Origin of the sequence: Pseudomonas cimarronensis, from assembly GCF_049331905.1 — a bacterium.
GTDB lineage: Bacteria > Pseudomonadota > Gammaproteobacteria > Pseudomonadales > Pseudomonadaceae > Aquipseudomonas.
In genome coordinates, this window is record NZ_CP186283.1 from 3,052,136 (window position 1) to 3,071,411 (window position 19,276).

Consider the following 19,276-nt stretch of genomic DNA (forward strand, 5'->3'; position numbering starts at 1 on the left):
TACTGTTTGGCTCACTCAACGCACAATGGCCAGCTCAAACGCGCCCTCATCACTGTGAGTATGGCTCTGCATACCCGCCTCATCCAATGCCAAGGCCTGCAAAGGACGCTTGAACGGTTTGTTATCCAGGGTTTGCAGGCTGCGATCCTCATCCGTGGTCAACAACAATACATAGTGCTCACCCGCTGCCGCCCTCACCGGTACCGTGCCCTCGATAAAGGCGTAGCGGTACCAGGTTTCAGCATGCAACTGATACACCGCATCACTGACCAGCCGGGTCGGCTGCTTGGCCTGATCAAGAAATAGTAAGGAAGGATAGGCCACCTTCTTGTTGGCAAAACTGCGAATACGCAGGCCAAAGTCATACTGCGAGCGTGGCAACTTGAGGGCGGCGTAGTAACTCTTGCCCATGGGGAAATCCAGGCTGGGGGAAAAGCGATTCAGCTCTTCATAACGTGGCTCATCGGCACTGAGCGGGGTGAAATCATCCTCGTTCAACTGACCACAGCAGCGCTCAAGCAGTGCCTGATAACGCCCTTCGCTTTTGGCCTCGGTTCCCGCCAGCAGAGCCTGCATGGCCGCCGTCGGTTGGCCGTCCAACCCCGGAAGGCTTGGAGGTTTGGCGTCAAAGGTCACTTCTCGCCCTTGGGTCAACGGTACATTGTGCAAGGTCGGCGTTGGCGCTTTGGCGCCCTTGGGCAGCACTTTGGAGTTGCGCATGCGGCCTTGTTCATCGACCCAGGTGAAGTAGCGGCCATCCTGCTCATCCCGAGCAAAATCGCGACCTTCAAGCACATCCGAACTGATATAGGCACTGGAACGTTCACCCGTTCCCAGGAGCACTTCGTTACCCCCAGCCTGAACCTGCTGGCCGGCGTAAAAACTGTTCTGCAGATTGCCACTGGCATCTACCCAGGTGAAATAACGCCGCTTGCTTTCACCCGTGCCCTTACTGCCCGGCCAACTCCCAGCCCCCGCATCGTCACGCAAACGTGCCTGATCACTGCGCTGGATCGTACTGGCAGCCGCACGCTGATGGGCCGCATAACGGTCGCCCACAAAGGTGTTATGCACCCTGCCCTGATCATCAACCCAGGTCAGGTATCGGCCGTTGGCAGCCGCGGACTGGCAGACTAACAACCCGAACAGAACCCACAGCACACGCATAGCAGAAACCTAGAAAGTGGTGCGATAGGTCAAGGCCAGCACATAGGCCTTAACACTGGTTTTCACATCAAGATCGGCATAGGGGTTGTACACCATGCTGTCGATGGTCGAACAGTTGATGTTGCAGCTGGAGCGCGCCGGGATGTCCTGCTTGCTGACCAGGTAATTGAAACCCAGATCAATCACCGTGTCCTTATCCCACTGGTAACCCAGGCCCAGCCCATAGAGTTTGGCATCGCCCAGCGGCGCCAGAACATCGGCCTTGTTCGCCGGAATCGCTGAAGGTCGCGGTTCATAACCCATGCGCAGGCTCAGACGGTCATTGACCTGATACTCCACACCTATCGCCCAGCTCCATACCGACTCATAACCGCGGTCGAGAATGATGGTGGTCGAGGTTGCGTTTTTCGGCGAAAACAAACTGGCAATGGTCAAGATATCCAGCTGTCGATCAAACTCCAGCTCAAACTGATCCCAAGCCTCGTAGTCTGTCCACTTCACATCCAGATTGATCTGCCAGCGGTCATGCGGTTTGAACTTGATACCAGAGGCGAAATGGGCTGGATACGTCATATTGAGCGAGACATTACCGCGCTCTTTATCAAAAAGTCCGTCCGGAGTGATCGTGCTAAAAACTGCGCCGATAAACGAACTGTCCAGCCCCTGCCAGAACCCCTGCCAGTTCTGCGAGTAGTCAACCACATACTGCCCTTTCAGACGCATCCGAGCTTCGCTCTGATACACCGCACCGAGGGCAAACCAGTCGTTCGGCTCCCAGAGGAAACCAACGTTCCAGGTTGGCGAAAGTGTCTGCTGCATATCGATATCGATATTGGCGATATCAGTAAACGGTCCCAGTTCGCCACCGCAGATATTCAGAAAAATTTCGAATGGGTTGCCGCTCACAGCGCACAGCGCATCTTGGGCCACCCCGACAAACCCAGTAAGGATGCCCGGCGCACGAAAGTCCTGATTGAGAGCCATGGCCTGATGAGAAAAGCCGATGGACAGACCAACCGATAGCTCATCGTTAACCTGATAGGCCAGCGAAGGCGAGAAGTAGGTCAGCCGCTGAAGCACCAACTCCTTGCCCTGATAGCGACCCGGGTCATCGTCATCACGGGCAAAGCCGAGCGCCTGCGGGGTGTACATATTGGTTGCAAAGGTGAGTTTCGACCCCGGCGGGTTGATCGACAACCCTGCCAGCGGAGCAAAAAGCATGGGCAACTCGGTAGCACCACCCACACCAGGCAGGTACATCATGGCAGCGCCTGCACGGCTGGACGAGTTGGCTACAGGATCATCATTCAAACCAAGAAAGTTGCTGCCATAACCGGCCGGCGCATCGAATTCGGCGCGAATATCCATCATCCCGGTGATGAACTTGACCGTTGTCTGCCGCCCCTTGAGCTTGCTCAAGGCAGCCGGGTTGTAGTGCACAGAGTCAATACCGGTAAAGTCGGCCGTTACCGCATTACCAAGTGCCATGGCCTTGGGGCTGCCAATGGTCAGGTTCTGAGCCAGTTGAGCCTGTGCCGCACCCGCATAAAGCGCAGCGGCCCAAGTAATCGTCTGCGCCAGCAGCGAAATTCGCATGTTCATGAAATACTCGCTCGCGTCTATTGGGCCTTCAGGCCTTTGATATCCAAAGGCATGGAGATGCCCAACAGCACATCCGGCGAGTCCTCGGTCATCCCGAAGCCTGCGTTGACGTTGACGATACGCTCCGGCGAAGTACGCAACCCCAGCGAGAAGTTCATTACCGCACTGGTCTGGCCTTTGCCTTCAGCTTCACCGTCAGCGAAAGTGAAGGTCGGTTTCAGCGAATGCGACATCTGGTAGGAGGTCGCCAATGACACGTCATAGGACAAGGCATAGGCAAAGCCCATGCTCAGCGAGAAAGACGAGCCAGGGTCAACTTCTTCAAGCAAACGGCCACCACGCACCTGACCGATGCCCGTAATGGGCATGTTGTAGGTATAACCAAGCGAACCGAACAGCACCACGGGGTCAATCACATAAGACAGGTTCGCCCCGACGCCCAAGCTATAGGTGCCGCTGCCCGTAGACAGGTCACTTTGTGAATTGATGTCATAAGGGCTGTTACCGGTCGGCAGCCCGAGGGTTGCGTAAAGAGTGGTGACCGGCTTACCGCGCAAGGAAGTCCACGGCTGCCAGCGCAGACTGGCGGAGATATCGCCCAGGCTGTAGGCGTTCAGATCACGTTCGGTGTCGTACTTGGCGACCATAGGCAAACGCACGCTGAAGGTCAGGTTGTCCCAAACGCCGTAATCAAAGGTGAACGAGTTGGTGAAAGTGTGCTGCGCCTCGCTCTGGCCAATAACACTGAATACGTTGTTACCGGTGCGTACAGTCTCGATAACCGTATCGCGCAGCAGCGAGTAATCGAAGCCATAGGTCAGGGTCCGCTCGCCCTTTTTCAGCAAGGTGTAGCTTTTTTCCGCAGCCTGGAACACCTCTTCCAGTGCCTTGGCGCTGTCGGCGTCATCTTCCTGCTTGCTCAATGCCTCGCGCGCCTGATCAACAGACGCCGGATCGGCATACACCGCTGAACTGGCAGCACCTGCCAGTATGGCCAGCCATACACAACGCAAAACTCTCATGGCACAGCCCCCAAATATTATTGTTATGCCGGGCGTTATTACTTACGTCGGATATACCGAATGTCGCCCCCCGACCCCAGTTCTGTGGCCTGGTTGTCGATGAACTTGGTCATTTGCGGGAACTCACGAAATGCCAGCAAGCTGACGGTGCGATCGTCAATGATGCGCAGGTCCTGCTCGCTCAAGGCAAGGGCATTGGGTGGTTCATTACCATTGGGGAAAATCACGAACACTACGTTCTGATCCCAGATTTCCTCGAAACGTGTCCGGGTAAAACTGATATTGCCCAACGCCGGATCGGCAACAAACACATGGTCGTTGTACACATCGCGCACCACCACAAAGTGCTTAAAGCCGGCATATTCGATAGGCACGATGGCTGGGTGTTCAAGCTCATCAAGATCGGCAAAAGCTGCGCGAAAACCGCCACTCTTGTAACCCAGCGCAGTGACAAAGCGCTTCATATCGAGCAGGGAGAAACCACGCCGCTCAACGATTTTGTCGGCCTCGCCAAACTGCAGCAGGCCTTCCATCACCTGGCGCTCCTGCAGGTTACGGCCAAGGAAATAATCCAGTAACGAAGTCAGGGCAGCCGAACCGCAGCTGTAGTCATAGGCCTGCCGAATCACATTGCGAAACTGCAACTGGCTCAACGGCTCAAGTGTCACCGTCTCACGCAAGGGGCCGTTCGGCAGCAAATGCTGATTGATATGCACAGTACCTGGTGTCGGCGGTTTGGTATCCACCGCTTCGGTAAAGCCCCATACACCGATCAGGCTACCCAGCAGAATCTCGATCATCAGCCAACCGCACTCCTCTCCAGCAAGAGAAAAGTCCTACCGGCCAAAACCGGTAAGACTTTTCATCACACGCAACAACTAAGCGAACTTAGTGGCCCCAGACTTTAACGGTGGTGCCGGCCATGTTCATATCGTTGATCGCCAGGCCACCAATGCTGGCACCAGTGCCAAGACGGATAGCACCGACGCTCAGTTCGCCATTGATGGTTGGCAGGCTAATCTGCAGTTGTTGAGTAGGCACAGCAGCACCACCACCGGCAGGCGTGATATCAGTGCTCACAACATCCACCTTGACTGGGGCATTATCAGCAATGTTAAAACCGCTGAAAGCAACAGTTTCCAGATTCAGGCTATTACCATCATCGATGTAGCTGATCTTGCCGATGCTGCCGTTGAAGTTACCAGAAATGCTGATACCAGCCTGACCAGTTACGGAGGAAAGGGAGCTGTCGTCCATGGCCTTGAGCTCAGCCTGAGCCATGAAAGGAACAGCCAGAACAGCGGTAGCCAGAGCCAGTTGTTTGAGGGTTTTCATTGTTATTGTCTCCACAGTTCACTAATGGGTTGTCCCCGGCAGGCTGCTCTGGACTCCTGTCCTTCTCAGCTCCAGCGGCTCACGCCACTTACCAGGTCTGACACTGCTTCCTTATTCGCGTCAGGCTTGGAATCGTGAAGCAACATGCTTCTCGTCCTGACGCTAAAGCTACTGGTGCCTGCCCTGGCTGCCAGCCCATCCAAGGGATGGAGCGCCGTTTACCACCACCAACACCGACATTTCTCAAGCCTCGCTCAACAACCCCAGGCTTTTACCCTTCAGAACAGCTTGAGTACGGCTACGCACCCCAAGCTTGGCGAACAGGTTATGCAGGTGCCATTTGATGGTTGCCTCGGACAGGTGCACCGCCTGGGCAATGTCGCGATTCGACAATCCGGCGGCGACAAACCGCAGAATTTCCCGCTCCCTATGGCTAACATCTTGATTTTCATCAAAAGTTTCAAGATCGATGGATAACCGACGGCATTGTTCACGCAGCTGTTCAGCCAGCCCCTGCCAGACACCCGCGCGCTTGGACTCAGCCGCATGCCAGGCGTCCCAAAGCGGTAACAGCCACAGCGCGTCATCCAGGAAGATGCGCCGATAACCACTGCCCCAGGCATCCTCCAGGGTCTGTTTGAACAGAGCGAAGGCTTTGTCGCTGTTACCTTTGCGCCAATACGCCACAGAAAGTAACAGGGCCAGACGTAGGCGCCGATCGCGCTGATGTTCAGCCGTCTGTTTGGCCAGGCTGGCCTCAAGCACCGTTTGCGCCTTGTCAGCGCGCCGCTCGGTCAGTGCCAGACGCGCTTCAGAGAGTGCCTGTACGGTTTCTGCATCGGCATAGCGCCCCGCAGGCAGTACAGCCAGGTGGCGCTGCAGCTGCAGACAAGTGCGTTCAGCCTCATTCGGCCGACGCAACCAGAGCAGGAACTGCACCTTGCAGCTCATACCCAGGGCATAGACGCGCTCGTAGCCAGGGCCGTGCAAACCGGCCAGCCACTCATCCAGCTCCGCCAGCGCCGACTCACCCTCGCCGGCAAAGAAACGCGCCTTGGCCATTACCAGTTTGCCGCGGCTAATCAACTCAACCGGGGTCGCCACATCACGCCAGGTCGTGGCCAATGGCAACTCGGCAAGAATCGCCGCATGCCGATCCTGTTCATAAAGCAGATCGGCATAGGCCAGCGCCAACGGCCCACCCACCCGGCTGCGCCGACCAAACACCTGCTCGACCCGCGCCCGTGCACTTTCGGCCAGTACCCGGCCGCGCTCAGGCTGGCCCATTTCCTTGCAAATCAGTGACTCGATCAGACTGACCACCGCATGCAGGTATTCACTGTCGGCCTGCTGCAGGTTGTCACGCGCCACGGCAATCGATTTGGCCGCATCACCAAACTCGCCAAGCAAAGCGTACGCAGCCGCCTGGATGCACGACAGGCTGGCGCGAAAGATTGGCTGATTATCTGGCACCAAGGCCAGCCAATGACGAGCAACCTTCAGCGCAGCCTCCAGCTTGTCCTGATACAGCAGCACCAGCGCCTTGAGCACCTGAGCCACCGCCAGCAGTACTGCCAGCCCGAAGTGCATTGGTTTGCCACGCCCTTGCATCAACCGTGTACTGACCTCCTCGATCAGCGCCTCAGCCTCGGCATATTTTTGCTCGAAGGCCAGCTGCCAGGCATAGAAAATCTGGAACACCGGGTGCTCGCAAATCACTTCTGCCGGCACATCCTTGAGTACCGCCAGAATGCCGTACACCTGATTGCTGGCAATCAGGCTCGCGCCCTGCCGTTCCAGCAATTCGGCGGCAAAACTGTAATCGCGCGCGCGCAAGGCGTATTTGACCGACTTGTCTGCCAGCTCATGACTTTCGCACCAGCGCGCAGCGGCATGCAGCAAATGCGTAGGGTCGCCATTGCGGCTAAGCCGGCCCTGAAGAAACTCGGCAAACAGGTGGTGATAACGAAACCATTCACCCTGCTCGTCCAGGGCAATGATGAACAGCTGTGCGGCCTGCAACCGACGCAGCATCTGTGAACCATCGCTACGCCCCGTCAGGGCATTGCACAGCTCGGCATTGAATTCATCCAGCACCGAGGTCTGGTCAAGAAACAGCTGCTGCTCCTGCGGCAGGTGATCCAGCACGTCCTCGGCCAGGTAATCGGCGATATTGCGCTCGGTACCCGATAGCTTCGTGAGGAAAGCACTGCGTTCAGGCTGCCGGGCCAGCGCCAACGCCACCAGATGCAGCGCCGTGACCCAGCCTTCGGTGCGCCTATGCAACAGGTCCAGTTCGGCACTGCCCAGCTCTATCTGCTTCAACTCACGAAAATACGCCTCGGTCTCCGTCCGGGTCAGGCGCAATTCATCCGCCTTGACCCACAGCGCCCAAGGCACATTGGCCGGCACCTCTCCCAGAAAGCGCGGTTGATGGCGAGTGCTGCCGATCATCCGCACATTGGCCGGCACCTGTTTGACGAAGTAATTGACCAACGGCCCCAGATCAACATGCCGCACGCGGTGGAAGTCATCGAAGATCAGGTACAGATCGCCCTGCACCTTCTTCAGATCAGCAATAAAGGAATCCAGCAGCACCTCGTTGGGCACGCTCAAATCATCGCGCAGCAACCGCGCAGTACTGGCCCCAAAGCCTGGCAACTGTGCCTCGATGGCCGCGATAAGATAATGCAGCAGGCGTTGCGGCTCACTGTCAGCCTCATCGCAGGACAGCCAGGCAACCCGCGCGCCGCTCTCCAGCAAGCGCAAACGAAACTGGCTGAGCACCGTGCTTTTGCCAAAACCCGCTGGCGCGCTGAGCAGAATCAGCCGCTGCTGACGGGCCTCGAATAACCGATCAAGCAACGCCGAGCGGGCCAGCATGGGCCGCCCGGCTGACTCGGCGGGAAACAGTTTGGTGCGCAGTAACGGCAACGAGCCCTGACGGGGCGATGATTGGCTGTTCATAGATCCAGAAGACTCAGTTCACGGGCGCGGCGGATGGCTTGTGTGCGGTTACGCACCTTGAGCTTTTCGTAGATGTTGTGCAGGTGCCATTTGACCGTCCCCAGCGCCAGTGACAGCTGCTGACCGATCTCATCATTGGACATACCCTGAGCCGCCAGGCAGACCACTTCACGCTCACGCTCGGTCAGCCCTTCCTCAAGCACGTCCAGCGATTGCCGCGCGCTGTTACCTGGCCAGATGGCCAGCAGGCTGCGGATAAACCCTTGCAGCGCAGGCTGGCGTTCGGCGGCCTCCAGCTGCTGCAGCAGCAGACGAATGGCCTCGCCCTCCTCGACAAACAGGCTGCGCACACCTTCGCGCTCGGCACCGATCAGGCATTGCACCAACAGGCTTTGCGACCGCTCCTGATAACCCAGGCGCTGGTAACTCAGCGCAGCCAACAGATCGAGGCGCAAGCGCTGTAGGCCATGCCAGTTATCCAGCAACATGCCGCGCAGCTGGGTGATTTCGTGCAGCGCTTCGCTGTAATGGCCACGCGCCTGTTGCAAGCGAATACGGGTCAGGCCGCGCACCCAGAGCACCGGGTTGAAGCGCATATGCTGGTAATGCTCGGCCAGCTTGTGCCAGTCCACCGTCTTAAGTCGTTGTTCGGCGCGTTTGAGCCGGTCCGCCGCCGGTTCCTGCAGAATCTGCACCACCTCATCGGCCACCGCCTGGGCGTAAAAGCGCCAGGACTGATTGCGCGCGGCTAGGTTCTGCATCAGCACCAAGCTGGCGTAGGCATCCTTGGGGTTGTCCTGCATGCGTTGCACGTGGGCCATGCACAACATACCCTGAGCGTAGAGATCGATCGGGTTGATCACGTCGACCGTGGCCAGCGCCCAGCGCAGGCGCTCTTCAATGCCCTCCAGGCGACCCTGGTTGTAGGCAATCAGGGCCTCGGTAATGGTCGGCAGCGCCAGTGCACGAGAGCGGTCGGCGAACCAGGGAATAACCCGCGCACGCAGCTGCGCAAAAAGCAGTTCGGCCTGACGGATCTGTCCCTGCTCCAGGCTAAGCAGCACCTCGACGTTGGCCAGCTGCATATCCAGGTAGCGCCCTTCGAGAAAGTGATTGCGCTGCTGCGCCAGGGCCAGCAGGCGCTTGGCCTGATCCGGTTGGCCAATCATCACATTGGCCAATGCACCGACAATCAGCATCGCTACCTCAAGAAAGGCCGTGTGCTGGCCCAGCTGCACTTCGACGCGCCGCGCCAGGGCAATACAGGTCTGCAAGTCATCTTTCTGCAAGGCGATAACCGACTTGATCGCCAGGGTCGCCAGCAGCTTGTCGCTCAACGGCCCGCTAACCTTGGCCTCTCCCCAACGCTCAAGCAGCTCATCAAGCATGCGGTTGGCTTCGACCAGACCCAGCTCGGCCGCACGGGTCCAGACATCCGCCAGCACCAGCACCGGAAAGCGCTCGGCAATCTCATCCGGCACATGCTGACGCCATTTGTAGATCAGGTTGAGCTGACCACGGTTGATCAGCTCCAGGCCGCAACCATCGACCAGTGCTGCGAGCATTTCCGGGTCTTCGGCCAAGCAGGCATGTTCGATGGCCAGGTTCTGCATATGATGATTGGTGAACCACAGGCTGGCATTGAAATGCAGTTGTTTGAAGCGTTCCGGGTCGCGCTCTTTCAGGCGACCGCGCAGAAACTCGGCAAATAGATTGTGGAAGCGGTACCACTGGCGCTCGCGGTCCAGCGGCAGGAGGAACAGCTGCATGGCCTCCAGCTCTTCCAGCAGATGCTGGCCGTCATGCCGCCCAGTTAGCGCATTGGCCAGATCGCCACTGAGTTGCTGCGCCACCCCGAGGGCCAGCAGCAACTCCTGTTTGTCGGCGGGCAATTGCTCAAACACACTGCGCAGCAGGTAGGCACCCACCGCCGCCTGATCGGTGCCCATATCGGCAATCTGTGCCGCGGCCTGGGGCTGATGACGCAACCAGAGACTGGCCAGATGCACACCCACCATCCAGCCTTCGGTCTGGCTGTACAGCGCAGAAAACGCCACCGCATCCAGTTGCAGGCCACAGCGCTGCAGGTAATCGCGGGTTTCCGCCTTGCTCAGGCGCAACTCCTGCTCGCCGATCTCCACCAGCAGGTCCTTGGCACGTAAGGTGGCCAGGTTAAGCGCCGGTTGCGAACGGCTGCCGATGGCCAGGGTAAAACCTTCGGGAGCGAATTTGATCAGGCGGTTGAGGGCACCTAGCAGCTCGGCATCCTGAATCAGATGCAGGTCATCGAGCACCAGCAACAGCGGAGTGTCCAGCTGCGCCAGGTCCACCAACAAGCTTTCCATGACCGCAGAAACCGGCACCCGCATGGTGTTTTGCAGATAGGCCAGGGCTTCACTACCAAAACCCGGCAGCAGGCTCGCCAGCGCTTCGATCAGTTGCAGCAGAAAACGCGACGGTTCATCGTCGCCTGGGCCAAGCGACAGCCAGGCCACGGCCTGACCGCTCTGCGCCCGCGCCTGGGCCAGCGCAACCAGTGCGCTGGTTTTGCCAAAGCCTGCCGGAGCGGCCAGCAGCAATACCCGCGCATGGGGGTTGGCACACAGGGCCGACTCCAGCTGTGGTCTGAGCAGATAATCAGCTGACGCCTGAGGGGGCATCAGCTTGGCACGCAAGAGGCTCCCAGCGGCAGGATCCATTACTTCATCCATGGCCTTGATCCCGTAGTAATTATTGTTTTATTAGTCACATCGAACATCCGGGGACCTACCCATACTAATGAGCCCAAGCATCCCGAGTAAACCCACGCGCAAGCTCTAGGATGAATGTTGGCGACGTTCTACAATCGGCGTCCGCGCACCTTGAACCTGTCATATGCCTACTTGCCTTGTACAGGCTCTGCCTTACCACGCAGACCCTTCGTATTACTTCAACAGCGTCATGCAAGCACCCGGCGCGGTGCTGCTGGATGCTGGGCGCCCGACCGCGCAGCGTGGACGCTATGACCTTATCAGCGCCTGGCCATTGGCAGAGCTGGCACCGACGCCTGACGAAACGGCCAACGATTTCCTGCAACGCCTGCGCCAGAGCCTTGCCAGCCTCGGAGCATGCCAACCCCCGGCGGATAATCCGCTTCCGTTCGTCGGCGGCTTGATTGGCTACCTGAGTTACGACTTCGGGCGGCGTCTGGAACAGCTTCCGGCCCAGGCCGTCGATGACCTTGGCCTGGCAGATGCGCGCTTTGGCCTGTACGCCTGGGCCCTGATCACCGACCACCAGCAGCAGTGCAGCCAGCTGATGTTTCACCCCAGCCTGGCTGCGAGCGAGCGGCAACGCCTGAGCGAACTGTTCAACACACCGACAGCCCCCTCACCCCAGGCCTTCCAGTTGCTTGAACCGTTCCGGTCAGACATCAGTGAAGCCGAGTACCAGCAGTGCTTCGCGCGCATCCAGGCTTATATCCAGGCCGGCGACTGCTATCAGGTGAATTTCGCCCAACGTTTTCGGGCGCCCTATCAAGGCTCGCCCTGGACGGCCTACCAGGCCTTGCGCCAGGCCTGCCCAACGCCCTTTTCCGGCTATCAGGCACTGCCGCAAGGCGGTGCCATTATCAGTCTGTCACCCGAGCGTTTTTTGCGCATCAGCGAAGGCCAGGTGGAAACCCGGCCGATCAAGGGTACCCGCCCACGGCATGCCGACCCGCAGCAGGATCAGGCCCAGGCAGACGCGCTGCTGGGCAGCCGCAAGGATCGCGCAGAGAACCTGATGATTGTTGACCTGCTGCGCAATGACTTGGGCCGCAGTTGCACCGTCGGCTCAGTACGAGTGCCTGAGCTGTTCGCGCTTGAAAGCTACCCCAACGTGCATCACCTGGTCAGCGCCGTCACCGGAGAGCTGGCAGCGGATAAAGATGCCCTGGACCTGATCGCCGGCAGTTTCCCTGGCGGCTCGATCACCGGCGCACCAAAGATTCGCGCCATGCAGATCATCGACGAACTGGAGCCGACCCGCCGCGCGCTTTACTGCGGATCGCTGCTGTACCTGGATGTGCGCGGCGAAATGGACAGCTCAATTGCCATCCGCAGCCTGCTGGCCAAGGACGGACAGATAAGTTGCTGGGGCGGCGGTGGCATCGTCGCCGACTCCAATGGCCAGGCTGAATACCAGGAGTCGATTACCAAAGTCAGGGTGCTGCTGGAGACACTGGAACAGTTCTGCGACTGAAAACACCCACGTACAAAAAAGCCCGCAAAAGCGGGCTTTTCAATACCGGGCCTATTACAGGCTCAGTGGGCGGTTGGACGCCTTGAGGAACTCGCGCTTGAGGTCTTCATAGGTGTGCACCGCCGGGAACTGCGGGAATTCGCGAATCACATTGTCCGGCGCATGGAACAGGATACCGGCGTGGGCTTCGCTGAGCATGGTGGTGTCGTTGTATGAGTCGCCCGCCGCAATCACGCGGTAGTAAAGACTCTTGAAAGCAATCACCGACTGACGCTTGGGGTCCTTCTGGCGCAGCTGGTAATCCACTACACGATCGGTTTCATCGGTGATCAGCTTGTGGCACAGCAACGTGGGGAAACCCAGCTGACGCATCAGCGGCTGGGAGAACTCATAGAAGGTGTCGGAAAGAATCACCACCTGAAAACGCTCGCGCAGCCAGTCAACAAACTCCACAGCACCGTCCAGTGGCTTGAGCGTGGCAATGACTTCCTGAATGTCGGACAGCTTCAGGCCATGCTCATCCAGGATGCGCAAGCGCTGTTTCATCAGCACGTCATAGTCCGGAATATCCCGGGTGGTCGCTTTCAGCGATTCGATGCCAGTTTTTTCCGCGAAGGCGATCCAGATTTCCGGGACCAACACGCCTTCCAGGTCGAGACACGCGATTTCCACAGGACACTCCTAGCTTGGATTTATTTGAGAAGGCGGCACTCTAGCGACTCGATTCAGGGTCTGCAACGCGAAGCCTTATACCTGAATCATAGGTACACTGCTGGCTTGGTTATTTAGACGCATAAGCAGCTTTTGCTACCATCGCCGCACAAGACGCATGACGTCACCATAACTAGGAATTCAGCCGATGAGCCACCCCTTCGACGCAGCCGAACTGGCGGCGAGCTACGCCAACAAATCGCCCCAGGACATTCTCAAACTCGCCTTCGAGCACTTTGGCGATGAGCTGTGGCTTTCCTTCAGCGGCGCCGAGGACGTGGTATTGGTCGACATGGCCTGGAAACTCAACAAGAACGTCAAGGTTTTCAGCCTCGACACCGGCCGCCTGCACCCAGAAACCTACCGGTTTATCGATCAGGTGCGCGAGCACTACAACATCAGCATCGAAATACTCTCGCCGGATGCCGCCGCGCTGGAGCCCTTCGTCAAGGAAAAGGGCCTGTTTAGCTTCTACAAGGATGGCCATGGTGAATGCTGCGGCATCCGCAAGACCGCCCCACTACGCCGCAAACTCGCCACGGTAAAAGCCTGGGCCACCGGCCAACGTCGCGACCAGAGCCCCGGCACACGCAGCCAGGTGGCGGTGGTTGAGATCGACGGCGCCTTTTCTACTGCCGACAACACCCTGTACAAGTTCAACCCGCTGGCGCAGATGAGCAGCGAAGATATCTGGGCCTATATCCGCATGCTGGAGCTGCCCTACAACAGCCTGCATGAGCGCGGTTTTATCAGCATCGGTTGCGAACCTTGCACGCGCCCGGTTCTGCCAAACCAGCACGAACGTGAAGGCCGCTGGTGGTGGGAGGAAGCCACACAGAAAGAATGCGGGCTGCACGCCGGCAACCTGATCACCAAGAACTGACAAAAGTAATTTGGTACATCAGCCCCATAAAAGCCCGCCGATTGGCGGGCTTTTTTTCTATCTGAAAGGCTAGCGCCGTTCACCACGCAAGGCGCTGACCTGCGCCTGCAACAACTCGCACTTGACCGCTTCTGCCGCCACCGGCTCGCCCGCTACCAGAGTGATGCGCGACCATAGGCGCTTAAAGAAACCCTTGTGCGGGTCACGGCTGAAAAAGCTGCCCCACAGCCCCTGCAATGCCATTGGAATCACCGGCACCGGGTTTTCCGCAACGATGCGTTCGATGCCATTCTTGAACTCATTCAGTTCGCCATCAGTGGTCAGTTTGCCCTCAGGGAAGATGCACACCACTTCACCATTGCGCAGGTATTCGGCGATTTTTTTGAACGCGGCGTCATAGATCAGCAGGTCTTCGTTGCGCCCAGCAATCGGCACGGTGCCAGCGGTGCGGAAGATAAAGTTGAGCACCGGCAGGTTGTAGATCTTGTAATACATGACAAAGCGCACCGGCCGGCGCACCGCACCGCCAATCAGCAGCGCATCGACAAACGACACGTGGTTGCATACCAGCACCGCCGCACCCTCGTCGGGAATCGCGTCCAACCCCTTGTGCTCAACCCGGTACATCGAGTGGCTGAGCAGCCAGATCATAAAGCGCATGCTGAATTCGGGGACGATCTTGAAGATGTAGCTGTTGACCGCGATGTTCATCAGCGAAATGGTCAGGAACAGCTGCGGGATCGACAGATCGGCGACACTGAGAAACAGGATCGAGACAATCGCCGAGATCACCATAAACAGCGCATTGAGGATGTTGTTGGCGGCGATCACCCGCGCCCGCTCATGCTCAGCGGTACGCGACTGGATCAACGCATACAGCGGCACGATGTAGAAGCCGCCAAACAAACCGATGCCGAGGATCGAGCCAAGAATCCACCAGGCTTGACCAATGCTCAGCACCGCCAGCCAGTCATGCGCCTCTGCCGCCTCGGGGAAGCCACCGGAGAACCACCAGAGCAGAATGCCGAACAGGGTCAGGCCGATTGAGCCGAACGGCACCAGGCCGATCTCCACCTTGTGCCCGCTCATGCGCTCGCAGAGCATCGAGCCCAGCGCGATGCCGACCGAAAACACCGTGAGAATCAGCGTCACCACGCTTTCATCGCCGTACAGCCATTCTTTGGCATAGGCCGGAATCTGCGTCAGGTACACCGCACCGAGAAACCAGAACCAGGAGTTGCCCACCAGCGAACGCGACACCGCCGGACGTTGGCCCAGGCCGAGTTTCATGATCAGCCAGGACTGACGCAGGATGTTCCAATCCAGCTTGAGCTGCGGCATTGCCGCCGATGCGGCAGGAATGCCGCGACTGGCCAGGTAGCCAAACACCGCCACCAGCACCACACAGGCTGCGACGATATGCGCGTAGCCGCTACTGGCCATGATGATCCCCGCGCCAATGGTGCCGGCGAGGATGGCCAGAAACGTGCCCATTTCCACCAGCGCGTTGCCGCCCACCAGCTCTTGCTCTTCAAGGTGCTGCGGCAGGATCGAATACTTCACCGGGCCGAACAACGCCGACTGCGTCCCCATGGCAAACAGCACTGCGAGCATCATGGGCAGGTTGCCGAGCAGCACACCGATCGCACCGAGCAACATGATCACGATCTCGGCGAACTTGATCTTGCGGATCAGCGAATCTTTGGCGAATTTCTCACCGAATTGGCCGCCGAGGGCCGAGAACAGGAAGAATGGCAGGATAAACAACAGCGCGCAGAGGTTGACCAGTAAGGACTTGTCAGCCCCTGAACTGATCTTGAACAGAATGGCGAGAATCAATGACTGCTTGAAGATGTTGTCGTTGAAAGCACCCAACAGCTGAGTGATGAAAAACGGCAAAAAGCGTTTTTTACCCAGCAATGCGAATTGTGATTGTTCGGTCATCGTCCGTGTACCTGTCTGCAGTGGCCAAGCGGGTTGTCAGGCATTTGACTGCAAGAACACCCGACAAAGCCACAGCAAAACCGCCTTTTGCTGCATTTTCTACAAATCCAGCCAGCAAATAACCCTGCCTACAAGGGCAACTGCCCCAACAACCAACGCACGATAAAGAACACCAGCAGACCGCCGCCGATGGTCGCCAGCAAATGCCGGGTCAGCGCAGCAATGGCAATAGTCGCAAGCCCGGCCAACAGGTAGGCATTGTCCAGGCTGAACGCCCACTGCTGGCCATCGGGAATCAGCATGCCCGGCAGCACAATGGCACTCAGCACGGCGGTCGGCACGTAATGCAGGCCCTGGCGCACCAGCGGCGGGAACCGCAGATCAGGAAAGGCAAACAGGCTGTAGCGAATCGCAAAGGTGATCAGCGCCATACCGACAATCAGCAACCAGGTTTCCATCACGCGCCCTCCCCGACAGTCACTGGCGTTTTGCGTTGCTCCAGCCATACACCGACCACGATGCCACTCAGCGCAGCCGCCATAAGCCCCAGCTTATAAGGCCAGGCGTGGCACAGCAGCGCCACCGCACCGGCCACCAGAGCCGCAGCAATCTGCGGCTGATTGCGCAGCGCCGGCACCACAATGCCGATAAAGGTCGCCAGCATGGCGAAGTCCAGCCCCCAGCCCGCCAGGTTCGGCACACTTTGACCAAACAACGCCCCCACCAGTGAGCTGGACACCCAGGACAGGTACAACGCCAGCGCCACGCCGGCGTGATACCACTGGCCGTGCTCGGTCATACCGCGCGAGAGGTAACGTCGCTGCACCACGGCAAAGGTTTCATCGGTTAAACCGAACGCCAGCGGCACCCGCCAACGCTGTGACAAACGGCCGACATAGGGTTGCAGCGCCGCGCTGTAGAGCACATGGCGCAGATTGACCACCAGCGTGGTGAGTAGAATCACCACCGCGCCGCTACCCAGGGTCAGCAGGCTGATGGCAATAAACTGCGCCGAGCCGGCATACACCAGCAAGGACATACCCAGCGCCTGCCCCAGGCTCAGCCCGGCCAGGCTGGCCAACGCGCCATAGATCAGACCGAACGGCAGAATGCCGACAATCATCGGGATACTGTCGCGCACCCCATAGAGAAACTGTTGCAAACGGCTCATGCGCCCTCCTTTGCTGCATAGCCTGGCGCATCGCGGCCGCGGCGTCTTGAACAATCTTGCGCAGCTATAACGCCGCTGGCTGACCTGCCGCAATACAGCTCAACACGCACTGGCTAGACTGCCCACATCGCCTACCCAGGATCTACCCATGCCGGAAGCCCTCGACACCCTGCTGAACTTCGCCAGCGCCTTGGCCGCTGGCCTGCTGATTGGTGCCGAACGCGGCTGGCAGGGGCGCAATACCGAGGACACGCAGCTGGTCGCGGGGATTCGCACCTTCGCCCTGAGCAGCCTGCTCGGGGCCTTTGCCATGCTGCTCGGCGAGCACTTCGGAGTCATCGCCTGGGCGGTGATCTTCAGCGGTTTTGCCTTGCTGGTGGTGGCCTCCTACTTTGGCGAACTGCAACGTTTGGGTGATATGGGCCTGACCAGCGAGGTGGCGCTGCTGATCACCTTTCTGCTCGGCAGCCTGGCCATGGCCGGTTATGCCGGGCTGGCGGCGGCCGGCGCGGTGGCCGTGGCGCTGCTGCTGAGCCTCAAGCAGTCGCTGCATGGTGCCCTGCAACGCCTCAGTGAAACAGAGCTGTCCGGTGCGCTGAAACTGCTGTTCATCTCCCTGGTGTTGTTGCCGGCGCTGCCCAACCAGGGCTATGGCCCCTGGCAGGTCTTCAACCCCTACGCCATCTGGTGGATGGTGGTACTGATCGCCAGCATCGGCTTTGCCGCCTATGTGGCCATTCGCCTGATCGGCATGCGTCATGGCCTGCTGATCACCGCATTGCTCGGCGGCATGGTCTCGTCCACGGCAATGACCGTAACCCTGGCGCGTCTGGCGCCGGGGCGCAGCCTGCAGGCGATTCTGGCCTGCGGCCTGCTCGCCACCTCGGCGTTGATGTTTCCACGGGTATTGCTGGAGGTCGGCCTGGTCAACGCCAGCCTGTTGCCGCAACTGGTCTGGCCGCTGGGCATCGCCACCATGACGTATGCCGCTGGCGCGCTGCTGTACTTCCGTCGCGCCGGCACGGAGAGCGAAGAGCAGGCCGAACCACCGCTGAAAAACCCCTTCGAGCTGGGCCCGGCGCTGCGCTTTGCCGCGTTACTGGCGTTGATTCTATTGATGGTCGAAGCCGCCCAGCACTGGCTTGGCGATGTCGGCGTTTATCTGGTGGCGCTGCTTTCAGGGCTGGCCGATGTGGATGCCATCACCCTGTCGCTGGCGCGCAGCGCCAAGGGTGAACTGGATGCACAGGTCGCTGTGCAGGGGATCTTTCTCGCGGCGCTGAGCAACAGTCTGGTCAAGGGCTTTCTCGTGGCATTGATTGGCGGCCGCAAGCTGGCACTGATGACATTGCCGGTGATGGCGGCCGGCCTGCTGGCGGGTGCGGCGGCCTTACTGCTGCTTTGAAGGATCAGCGCGCAGAAAACCTTCCAGCAATTTATGCACCCGCTCGCTCAATTCGCGATTGGCCGCCTCGGGCAAACTGCGCGCCAGTTCAGCCACGACGACCTGCTCCACCAAAGGCCGCAGTTGCAACAACTGCACACTGAGCCGTTCAAGGTCAGCAGCATGCGGCAGCTCACTGTGCAGCAGCGGGTTGACCAGCTGCGTGGTAATCATCGTGACAATGCCCGTGGCCACCTGTTGCACCTGCCCGCGAATGGCTGCCAGCTCATCGAGTAACGCCGGCAAAGGAATACCGGCGCGGTACAACTCAAGCCCGGCCGCAAACAGCTTGGGGCTGGGCACACGCAGATGGTCGCCGGCGAACTCCAGCAGGCCGAGAGCCAGGGCCCGCTCGATCACCTGATCATCCAGCACCTCGCCAAACAGCGCCTGCAGCTGGGCAAAGGACAGCTGCTCGGCCTGCTCCGGTTGCCCCGGCCCTTGAATGGCCTGCTCCAAACCCAGCACATGGGCCAGATCACGGCCCTGCGCCCAGGCCTCGAACAGCTCACGAATGCTGGCGATGCTGTAACCACGTTCCAGCAGCTGGCCGATCAGCTTCAGCCGCGCCAGGTGCTCACCGTTGTAGATCCCCAGCCGACCACGCCGCTCAGGCGGCGGCAGTAGTCCCTGATCCTGATAGGCGCGCACATTGCGCACGCTGGTCTGCGCGGCCTGGGCCAGATCATCGACGCGATACTCGACAGACACCGCTTCCACCACAGGGGCGGCGCTGCCTAATAAACGCTGGAGAAAAGCAGAGGCTGTTTGCATGGCGGCGATCATAGCTGCACGACCAACCGGCC

The 19,276-nt window shown here is 59.1% G+C and carries 15 protein-coding genes; 3 read left to right on the top strand and 12 right to left on the bottom strand.

Annotation, left to right across the window (positions count from 1 at the left end):
* Nucleotides 1-15: 15 nt before the first annotated feature.
* From ACOCLD_RS14170 to ACOCLD_RS14200, 7 genes are all read right to left on the bottom strand, one after another.
* Nucleotides 16-1,167 (bottom strand): MalM family protein, encoded by a 1,152-nt coding sequence (locus ACOCLD_RS14170; protein ID WP_422909618.1) that lies wholly within the window; start codon nucleotides 1,165-1,167, stop codon nucleotides 16-18.
* 9 nt (nucleotides 1,168-1,176) lie between these two features.
* Nucleotides 1,177-2,769 (bottom strand): outer membrane protein transport protein, encoded by a 1,593-nt coding sequence (locus tag ACOCLD_RS14175; protein WP_422909619.1) that lies wholly within the window; start codon nucleotides 2,767-2,769, stop codon nucleotides 1,177-1,179.
* A gap of 17 nt (nucleotides 2,770-2,786) precedes the next feature.
* On the bottom strand, nucleotides 2,787-3,791 hold the full coding sequence (locus tag ACOCLD_RS14180; RefSeq protein WP_422909620.1) for a transporter: 1,005 nt from the start codon (nucleotides 3,789-3,791) through the stop codon (nucleotides 2,787-2,789).
* A 38-nt stretch (nucleotides 3,792-3,829) separates the two neighbouring features.
* A complete protein-coding gene (locus ACOCLD_RS14185; RefSeq protein WP_257779494.1) occupies nucleotides 3,830-4,591 on the bottom strand; it encodes a C39 family peptidase in 762 nt (253 codons plus the stop codon).
* An 88-nt stretch (nucleotides 4,592-4,679) separates the two neighbouring features.
* Entirely contained in the window at nucleotides 4,680-5,126 is a 447-nt protein-coding gene (locus ACOCLD_RS14190) for a DUF6160 family protein (protein WP_422909621.1), read from the bottom strand.
* Nucleotides 5,127-5,369: 243 nt separating this feature from the next.
* Entirely contained in the window at nucleotides 5,370-8,093 is a 2,724-nt protein-coding gene (locus ACOCLD_RS14195) for a LuxR C-terminal-related transcriptional regulator (RefSeq protein WP_422909622.1), read from the bottom strand.
* Nucleotides 8,090-10,804 (bottom strand): LuxR C-terminal-related transcriptional regulator, encoded by a 2,715-nt coding sequence (locus ACOCLD_RS14200; protein WP_422909623.1) that lies wholly within the window; start codon nucleotides 10,802-10,804, stop codon nucleotides 8,090-8,092. The genes ACOCLD_RS14195 and ACOCLD_RS14200 overlap by 4 nt, the downstream gene beginning before the upstream one ends.
* A gap of 163 nt (nucleotides 10,805-10,967) precedes the next feature.
* Here ACOCLD_RS14200 and pabB point away from each other — a divergent pair, with 163 nt between their 5' ends.
* Nucleotides 10,968-12,317: an aminodeoxychorismate synthase component I gene (gene pabB, locus ACOCLD_RS14205; RefSeq protein ID WP_422909624.1), complete on the top strand. Its 1,350-nt coding sequence runs from the start codon at nucleotides 10,968-10,970 to the stop codon at nucleotides 12,315-12,317.
* Between the two features lie 54 nt (nucleotides 12,318-12,371).
* Here the strand turns inward: pabB and thrH are convergent, their stop codons facing one another.
* Entirely contained in the window at nucleotides 12,372-12,989 is a 618-nt protein-coding gene (thrH, locus tag ACOCLD_RS14210) for a bifunctional phosphoserine phosphatase/homoserine phosphotransferase ThrH (protein ID WP_233685145.1), read from the bottom strand.
* Between the two features lie 187 nt (nucleotides 12,990-13,176).
* Here thrH and ACOCLD_RS14215 point away from each other — a divergent pair, with 187 nt between their 5' ends.
* On the top strand, nucleotides 13,177-13,911 hold the full coding sequence (locus ACOCLD_RS14215; RefSeq protein ID WP_422909625.1) for a phosphoadenylyl-sulfate reductase: 735 nt from the start codon (nucleotides 13,177-13,179) through the stop codon (nucleotides 13,909-13,911).
* A gap of 69 nt (nucleotides 13,912-13,980) precedes the next feature.
* Here the strand turns inward: ACOCLD_RS14215 and ACOCLD_RS14220 are convergent, their stop codons facing one another.
* From ACOCLD_RS14220 to ACOCLD_RS14230, 3 genes are all read right to left on the bottom strand, one after another.
* Nucleotides 13,981-15,855, bottom strand: a complete 1,875-nt coding sequence (locus ACOCLD_RS14220; protein WP_422909626.1) for an MFS transporter — start codon at nucleotides 15,853-15,855, stop codon at nucleotides 13,981-13,983.
* A 128-nt stretch (nucleotides 15,856-15,983) separates the two neighbouring features.
* On the bottom strand, nucleotides 15,984-16,313 hold the full coding sequence (locus ACOCLD_RS14225) for an AzlD domain-containing protein (RefSeq protein ID WP_422909627.1): 330 nt from the start codon (nucleotides 16,311-16,313) through the stop codon (nucleotides 15,984-15,986).
* On the bottom strand, nucleotides 16,313-17,026 hold the full coding sequence (locus tag ACOCLD_RS14230) for an AzlC family ABC transporter permease (protein WP_422909628.1): 714 nt from the start codon (nucleotides 17,024-17,026) through the stop codon (nucleotides 16,313-16,315). Before ACOCLD_RS14230 ends, ACOCLD_RS14225 begins: the two co-directional genes overlap by 1 nt.
* A 148-nt stretch (nucleotides 17,027-17,174) precedes the next feature.
* Here ACOCLD_RS14230 and ACOCLD_RS14235 point away from each other — a divergent pair, with 148 nt between their 5' ends.
* Nucleotides 17,175-18,431 (top strand): MgtC/SapB family protein, encoded by a 1,257-nt coding sequence (locus tag ACOCLD_RS14235; protein ID WP_422909629.1) that lies wholly within the window; start codon nucleotides 17,175-17,177, stop codon nucleotides 18,429-18,431.
* Here ACOCLD_RS14235 and ACOCLD_RS14240 read toward each other — a convergent pair.
* The gene (locus tag ACOCLD_RS14240) at nucleotides 18,417-19,244 is read right to left on the bottom strand and encodes a MerR family transcriptional regulator (RefSeq protein ID WP_422909630.1); all 828 of its coding nucleotides are present in this window, start codon (nucleotides 19,242-19,244) and stop codon (nucleotides 18,417-18,419) included. The genes ACOCLD_RS14235 and ACOCLD_RS14240 overlap by 15 nt on opposite strands.
* Between the last annotated feature and the right edge of the window lie 32 nt (nucleotides 19,245-19,276).

Bases quoted from the DNA above. Each gene is read 5' to 3' on its own strand.
- ACOCLD_RS14170 (WP_422909618.1), bottom strand. From the start codon at position 1,167: ATGCGTGTGCTGTGGGTTCTGTTCGGGTTGTTAGTCTGCCAGTCCGCG.
- ACOCLD_RS14175 (WP_422909619.1), bottom strand. From the start codon at position 2,769: ATGAACATGCGAATTTCGCTGCTGGCGCAGACGATTACTTGGGCCGCT.
- ACOCLD_RS14180 (WP_422909620.1), bottom strand. From the start codon at position 3,791: ATGAGAGTTTTGCGTTGTGTATGGCTGGCCATACTGGCAGGTGCTGCC.
- ACOCLD_RS14185 (WP_257779494.1), bottom strand. From the start codon at position 4,591: ATGATCGAGATTCTGCTGGGTAGCCTGATCGGTGTATGGGGCTTTACC.
- ACOCLD_RS14190 (WP_422909621.1), bottom strand. From the start codon at position 5,126: ATGAAAACCCTCAAACAACTGGCTCTGGCTACCGCTGTTCTGGCTGTT.
- ACOCLD_RS14195 (WP_422909622.1), bottom strand. From the start codon at position 8,093: ATGAACAGCCAATCATCGCCCCGTCAGGGCTCGTTGCCGTTACTGCGC.
- ACOCLD_RS14200 (WP_422909623.1), bottom strand. From the start codon at position 10,804: ATGGATGAAGTAATGGATCCTGCCGCTGGGAGCCTCTTGCGTGCCAAG.
- pabB (WP_422909624.1), top strand. From the start codon at position 10,968: ATGCCTACTTGCCTTGTACAGGCTCTGCCTTACCACGCAGACCCTTCG.
- ACOCLD_RS14215 (WP_422909625.1), top strand. From the start codon at position 13,177: ATGAGCCACCCCTTCGACGCAGCCGAACTGGCGGCGAGCTACGCCAAC.
- ACOCLD_RS14220 (WP_422909626.1), bottom strand. From the start codon at position 15,855: ATGACCGAACAATCACAATTCGCATTGCTGGGTAAAAAACGCTTTTTG.
- ACOCLD_RS14225 (WP_422909627.1), bottom strand. From the start codon at position 16,313: ATGGAAACCTGGTTGCTGATTGTCGGTATGGCGCTGATCACCTTTGCG.
- ACOCLD_RS14230 (WP_422909628.1), bottom strand. From the start codon at position 17,026: ATGAGCCGTTTGCAACAGTTTCTCTATGGGGTGCGCGACAGTATCCCG.
- ACOCLD_RS14235 (WP_422909629.1), top strand. From the start codon at position 17,175: ATGCCGGAAGCCCTCGACACCCTGCTGAACTTCGCCAGCGCCTTGGCC.
- ACOCLD_RS14240 (WP_422909630.1), bottom strand. From the start codon at position 19,244: ATGCAAACAGCCTCTGCTTTTCTCCAGCGTTTATTAGGCAGCGCCGCC.